General features: G+C 30.9%; 6 protein-coding genes and 1 pseudogene. 5 read left to right on the top strand and 2 right to left on the bottom strand.

Annotation, left to right across the window (positions count from 1 at the left end; all coding sequences use genetic code 11):
* The first annotated feature begins 272 nt into the window (after nucleotides 1–272).
* Nucleotides 273–959 (top strand): IS6 family transposase, encoded by a 687-nt coding sequence (locus AZF08_RS21305; protein WP_033679117.1) that lies wholly within the window; start codon nucleotides 273–275, stop codon nucleotides 957–959.
* Nucleotides 960–1,099: 140 nt separating this feature from the next.
* Here the strand turns inward: AZF08_RS21305 and AZF08_RS21300 are convergent, their stop codons facing one another.
* On the bottom strand, nucleotides 1,100–1,897 hold the full coding sequence (locus AZF08_RS21300) for a class I SAM-dependent methyltransferase (RefSeq protein WP_051725976.1): 798 nt from the start codon (nucleotides 1,895–1,897) through the stop codon (nucleotides 1,100–1,102).
* Nucleotides 1,898–2,481: 584 nt separating this feature from the next.
* Here AZF08_RS21300 and AZF08_RS21295 point away from each other — a divergent pair.
* From AZF08_RS21295 to AZF08_RS21280, 4 genes are all read left to right on the top strand, one after another.
* The gene (locus AZF08_RS21295; protein WP_051725978.1) at nucleotides 2,482–3,462 is read left to right on the top strand and encodes a radical SAM protein; all 981 of its coding nucleotides are present in this window, start codon (nucleotides 2,482–2,484) and stop codon (nucleotides 3,460–3,462) included.
* A 68-nt stretch (nucleotides 3,463–3,530) separates the two neighbouring features.
* Nucleotides 3,531–4,826, top strand: a complete 1,296-nt coding sequence (locus AZF08_RS21290; RefSeq protein ID WP_033679118.1) for an MFS transporter — start codon at nucleotides 3,531–3,533, stop codon at nucleotides 4,824–4,826.
* A gap of 38 nt (nucleotides 4,827–4,864) precedes the next feature.
* On the top strand, nucleotides 4,865–6,115 hold the full coding sequence (locus AZF08_RS21285) for a radical SAM protein (protein WP_033679119.1): 1,251 nt from the start codon (nucleotides 4,865–4,867) through the stop codon (nucleotides 6,113–6,115).
* On the top strand, nucleotides 6,112–6,366 hold the full coding sequence (locus tag AZF08_RS21280) for a hypothetical protein (protein WP_033679120.1): 255 nt from the start codon (nucleotides 6,112–6,114) through the stop codon (nucleotides 6,364–6,366). The genes AZF08_RS21285 and AZF08_RS21280 overlap by 4 nt, the downstream gene beginning before the upstream one ends.
* A 206-nt stretch (nucleotides 6,367–6,572) precedes the next feature.
* Here AZF08_RS21280 and AZF08_RS30140 read toward each other — a convergent pair.
* Nucleotides 6,573–6,697: pseudogene (locus AZF08_RS30140) on the bottom strand (IS6 family transposase); the annotation flags it as partial.

The following is a 6,697-nucleotide window of genomic DNA, read 5'->3' as shown; positions in this document are numbered from 1 at the left end:
TAACTCATTCTGTAAGACTCCTTTCTAACTTGCATTCTTTCTCTTAATATATGATATAAATCTTATAAATATGCTAGAAGGATAATTCATTATATGAACCAAAATAACATTTTAATAAGGTACGTTTTCTATTCCTAAATTCCTAAAAAATTATTTATATAAGATTATTTTTACTAGTTAATAGGTAATGATATAGGGATATTTTGGTTCTGTTGCAAAGATTTTGACACTCCGATAAACTTTAGAAAAAATGTGATAGGGGAGAATGATACATGGGCCACTTTAAAGGAAAACAATTCAAACAAGACATTATTTTGGTAGCCGTTGGCTATTACTGTCGTTTTTCTTTAAGTTATCGAGATGTATCTGAGATCCTTAAGGAACGTGGTGTGTCGGTTCATCCCACAACTATCATGCGATGGGTTCATGAATATGGTAATCTCATCTATCAAATCTGGAAAAAGAAAAACACAACTGCACGGTTATCTTGGCATTTGGATGAAACCTATATCAAAGTTAAAGGAGAATGGCGTTATCTCTATCGTGCAATTGATAAAGATGGACACACACTGGATATTCAACTTCGTAAACAACGAGATCATCAGGCTGCATATGCCTTTATGAAAAGATTGATGAAAACTTTTGGAGAACCAGCGGTTCTAACAACAGACAAGGCACCAGCGTTATTTTGCGCGTTTAAAAAATTAAGAGAAAACGGCTTTTATAAACATACAAATCATTGTACAATCAAACATTTAAATAATCTCATAGAACAGGACCATCGACACGTGAAGCGACGCTTTGCCAAATCCGCAGGATTTCAAAATCTTCGTCATGCTTCACGTACCTTGAAAGGAATTGAAACCGTTCATGCCTTATACAAACAAAACAGAAGTCTTAAACCAGACTCCTGTTTTTCGACGTACAATGAATTGCAGAAATTATTTATAGTTGCATAATAGTTAGTCATAAATTCCTCGTCTAGTTTGATGCTAAGAAACTTTGCAACAGAACCCGCATAATCTTTCCTCATATTTTCATGCCTCTGTTTATCTCTTAGGAAACTTTGCAACAGAACCCCTTATCATTAATAAACAATTCATTTTTCTAAAATTAAAATTTGCTCTCCTGTATTTCCTTCCCAAGGTCTTTGATCATACCAATCGTATTTTTTTCGAATTTTGAATCCACTCTTTTGAATTACATAGTCTATTTCTTGAGGGAAGTATAAACGAACTTTTAATTGCATTTTTATAATATTTTCAGCTGTATTAGTTCCTGACTCATCACAAAATTGATAGTAATATGTAACATAATTAATTTGCTCTTTATAAGAATATGAGTTGTTTTCCCATGTTTTAAAAAACTTATTACTCTCCCCATATTTTAAAATTTCTTCAGCGTATACTCCATTTGGATCTCTTAATAAAAAATTAAATTTCGGATTTAATATATCAAATACTAATACTCCATTTTCATTAAGATGATTATGAATTGATTGAAAAGTTTTTTGCAGATCCTTATTAGTTTCAATATGATTTAGAGAATTTGAAGTAATAATTATCATATCAAATTTCTTATTTAAATTGAGATTTCGCATATCCTGATTTTGCATAAAAATTTGATCTTTAAATTCTGGATATTTACTGTTAATTTTTTCATCTAATATCTTTAACATCTCATCAGAATAATCTATGGCGTGTACTTTTTTTCCTGCTTCTAATAAAGGAATTGTTATTCTACCTGTTCCACATGCAATCTCTAGAATTTCATTTTGATCTTTTGTAATATCAAGCCAAAAGGGGATGTCATGTTCTACTACTCCATATTGATCATCATAAAAATCTGCCATACGATAATTTTCATAAAAATAGTCATTTGTTTTTACTGAGCTCATAGTAACCCTCCTATTTTTTAGGGAAATGTTAAATCTAAATATCAACCTATCATCATTTGTATGTTTTTGACAATGATTTTTATGATTTTATAAAAAAATAATTCTTTATTTTTTGAATCTTTAAATAAAAAAGATTGATTTACTTATGTCACGGGGGTAAAATGTAATAAGTTGATATTTTTTGTTATTAAATGTAAAAACGACGTCACTGGTGTTTCAAGCACTGTAGTATATATCGAGTATTACTATCAAACTAAGAAAGGAGGTAGATATTATGAAAACTCAAAAACCAGATTTTATTGTAATTTCTGTTGAAGGTTGCATGAATAGTACAAAAATGGAACTTAACTAATTTTTTATTATTTTTAGTAAAACATGAGTATTTAGCTCTACAGACTTTAATGTTTTAAAAATAAGCAATTATGGTGTGATAACGCACCAGTGACCATTCCTTATTTTTATTTCATCAAAATTAAATTTATATTCTTCCAGTAGATATTGAATTTATAGTATGTTCATAATTTTTACGAAATATTGAATTAAATTTTTTTATCTACCGTTAAAGAGAGGAAGGTTGTTTCTGAATGCTAGTGCAATGGCTAGGTTTTCCACTATCAATTAAATGGTATATTACAGGAAAGTGTAATTTAAGATGTAAACATTGTTATCTAACAGATTATACTGTTCAATCACCTTTCGAACAGGTGAGTCAATTTATTGACTATTTTAGCAAAATGGGTGTTCATGGTATTGCATTTCTTGGAGGAGAACCTTTAGTACGTAAGGATTTAGAAGATATCTTAAAAATCGTCAGTAATCATAATATTAGATCTAAAATTGCCACGAATGGTACTTTAATTAGTAAAGACCGTGCTAAATCTTTAGTAGCAAGTGGATGCAAACAATATCAAATCTCTTTAGAAGGCCACTCACCTGAACTAAGCGATCCGGTTCGAGGAAAAGCTACCTTTGAAAAAGCAATTACAGGGGCACAAAATCTAAAGGAACAAGGTGCTTGGGCCTCTTTTGGTGTGACAATTACTAAACAAAATGCTTCATATATTCAAGAAATACATCAACTTGCCCGTGAAGTTGGTGTTGACCAGCTTAAGATAGGTGGATTTGTCCCTATCGGAACAGGGAAAAATCATACTGAAGAGTTTAATTTAACACGTGAAATAGTGCTAGATGTGCGTAGAGAATTGATGGATCTTCAACAAAGGTTTCCTAAGTTACAGATTGACAGTAAGTTTTTACCTCCTAAAAATTCTAATTGTGCTTCTGACTGTACATTTGGATGTGGAGCTGGCACTACATCACTTGTACTAAATAGTGATTTAACTCTTTCAGCCTGTGATATGTTAGTGGAAGAAGATCGCACAAAAGTTAAGGTAAATTCTCCAGAAGAAATTGAAGACTTATGGAATAGTCATCCTTTATTCAACAAATGGCGTGGTTTATCTCCAAATGAAATAACCCGAAGTGTCGATAGTTTTGAAAAGGTACATCAGGAAGGCTGTCATGTTGCATATAGTGCCTACGAGGATAATTTATTCAGAATTTAAAATATTTATAACTCTTAAACTAAACATAAAGATGTTACATAACTTTTTAAGTGAAAGGGATAACAATTGTGAAAGAACAAGTTTTGAGAAGAATTAATATTGTAATGTACTCAGAAGCTATCTTTTCACTCGAGATATTTTTTGCACCTATAATGATTGCTTTTTATTTAAATTATATTGGACTAAGCTTCCAAGAAATGTCTCTGTTTTTTTCCGCTAGTTTAATTACTGGGTGGATTTTAGAAATCCCTAGTGGAGCATTTTCTGATTGGTTTGGTCGAAAAAAAGCCTTTCTATTAGGTAAGTTTATATATTTAATAGGCATGCTATCATTATTAGTCATTAAAGACTTCGAATTATTATTAGTAATCGCTTTTATCCTTTCTCTAGGCAGCTCTATGGGGAGCGGAAATCTTTCTGCTATCATTTATGAAAATTTGGACACTATCGGGATTGAGAAAGATGCCTTTTTCAGAATTAGCTCCAAAGCTGGCTCTTTCGGTTTTCTTTCCTCTGCAATTGCGTCTATTTTAGGAGGATATTTAGGAACTATCGACCTAAGAATTCCACTTATACTCGATTGTATTTTCATCTTTTCAACTATATTGATTGGATGGATCTTTATTGAAGAAAGATCCAAGTCATACTTATTAAAAAATAATCAAGGCTATTCTCAAGAATTAGTTTTAATTAAATTTAAAAAGGCCTTTGTTGATATGTTTAATCTTACAAAAGATGGATTTTTGTTATCTATAAAAAACAAAAAAATCCTATTTATATTTTTAGTGTCTTCAATAAGTTTTGGTATATTACGAACAGGATTTAACTTCTACCAACCAATTTTCGAAGAATTTTCAATTAATCTTGAGATATTTGGCGTCATATTAGCTATTTTCAATGTTATAGCTGCCACGACATCATATTTTGCGGGGAAAATCCCTAAAAATTTCATTGAAGGCCATGGCTTTATAATTCTATCTGTTATATTTTTAACAATTTCTGGATTTCTGGTTTATTTCAACTTTGGATTCACTATTTTAGTCGGATTAGCTTTTGCAATACATCAGATTGTTCGTGGTTTTATTACCCCTTACATATCCTATTCAATTAATAAAGAAATTCCAGTAGGAAGTAAAAGTAGAACCACAATCTTGTCATTTGACTTTCTAATGAGAGCTGCTATCGGGACCTTTATCATGACGTTGAGTGGAATAATAACTACAATAACTGGATTATCTGTAGGGTTTGTTATTGTATCTTTCTGTGGTGCATTAATTCTCTTATTTCTCTGTGTAGTGTTCCAAAGCGTAAGCAAAAAAAAACGGATGCATGAATCTCTTGCGACTAAGAACGGTAATTTTTAAATTTTCTATTAAGACATATTGAATAAAAGAGGCGGATTATGAATCAGACACATTTACTTCCTCAATCAATTACTTTGTACACTACTTATAATTGTCAATTAAGTTGTGAACATTGCTTTTTGACTCAAACCGGTAAACTAAATAAGCATACATTAGATATTAATTCAATCAAATCCATTATTGAAGATGCTCATAAAAACAATGTGTTTTTGATAGCAATATCTGGTGGAGATCCATTGCTACACCCTAATATTTATGAGATTTTAGAGTTGATAAAACAAAAAGGTATTGTCGCACTTTTAGGAATCACAGGTGTGGATGTCACTGAAGAACAAGTATTGAAAATAAAGTCTTTAGGAGTTCCATGTATTCAAGTAAGCCTTGATGGTTTCGATGAAGTTTCAAACCGCCTTTTTAGGGGATCAAGTGTATATAAGAATGTAATAAAAACTATTAAAATTATTAAAGATAGTGGTATTCATGCAAATCTTGCAATATGTATCACTAGAGAAAATAAACACCTACTTAAAAATATGCTGAATTTATGTAGTGACTTGGGAGTTTATAGAATAAAAGTCGCATTTTTAGAGCCAATTTCAGGAAAAGAAGAATTGAATAGACGAATATTAAATGAAGAAGAGAAGCAAAAAATTCTATCTATTTGTAAGAAAATAAATATTGATAGAAAAGAAGATTGGATTTTAATACCAGGCTATAATCTTAACACTGGAAAACCAAATACTTTAGGAAAATACCCTCCCCTAGTAATTGGTGCAGATGGATTAATAAGCATAGACGAGTTTGGAAAAGTAATCGGTCATATATCTGACGGGCCTATTTCTAAAATCTATGGACAATTTGTTAATGAATCAGTAGCCATTTTTATTGATGATTTAATTAATAAGGTGAAAAGAGACTTTAACATAAGTACAATAGAGGAAATTCCCCCTCAAAAACTCAATTCTGCAGCAGTTATATTTAAATATGATACACAATATCAAATTTTACATCGAAATGATTTACCAACTGCAGTACGCTTATTTACAATTATTCATGAAGCTGCTCATATTGCTGAAAATACTGTGAATTTTAATCCTTATGATGTACATAATCAAAATATTGAATTGTCTGCTAATTTATGGGCACTAGACTATCTAAAACCATATTTAAATAAAGATTTTTATGATAAAGCAGTAGAACTTGCAAATATAAGTGAGGATATGCTTTTTGAATACATTGGTATTAATCTGATGGATAACTTAATTAATTATTGGGGGAATAATCAATGATTGAAAAATATCAAATTGCTAGCCATTTAATTATGCGTGAAAATGACGCTGCTCTGTTTGACTCATCGACTTTTCAAATTATGAAATTTAACCCTACAGGATTTAATCTACTTCTTTACCTACAGAAAAAAGAATGTAGTTTCGATGAATATCGAGAGTTTGCCAATGCGCAAGGTATCTCAGAAGAAGATTTTTCATCTTTTTTTAAAAAATGTTTAAATCAAGGAATCATTCTTTTATCAAAAGAGTGATTCCAAATATGAATGTTTTATAGGCAAATAAATAAGGATTCTACTTCAAGGCTCTTGTAAACCACTATAGAGAAGTGCCATCTTTATTCAAACGAGCTAGACTAACTCTAGCTTGTTCTTTTTGTTTACAGGCATTACAACCTTTTTATGGTTCTGTTGCAAAGTTTCCTAAGAGATAAACAGAGGCATGAAAATATGAGGAAAGATTATGCGACTACTAGTAATTGTTGTAATTCATGATACACCGAAAAGGCGGAGTCTGCTTGAAGACTTCGCCTTTGTTTGTATAGGGCATGAACGGTTTCGATTCCTTTTATCGTACGTGAAGCAT

The organism is Bacillus gaemokensis, assembly GCF_001590835.1.
In the GTDB taxonomy this organism is placed as follows: domain Bacteria; phylum Bacillota; class Bacilli; order Bacillales; family Bacillaceae_G; genus Bacillus_A; species Bacillus_A gaemokensis.
Note: the sequence above shows the minus strand (reverse complement) of the source record. Positions and strands in the feature narration are given on the sequence as shown.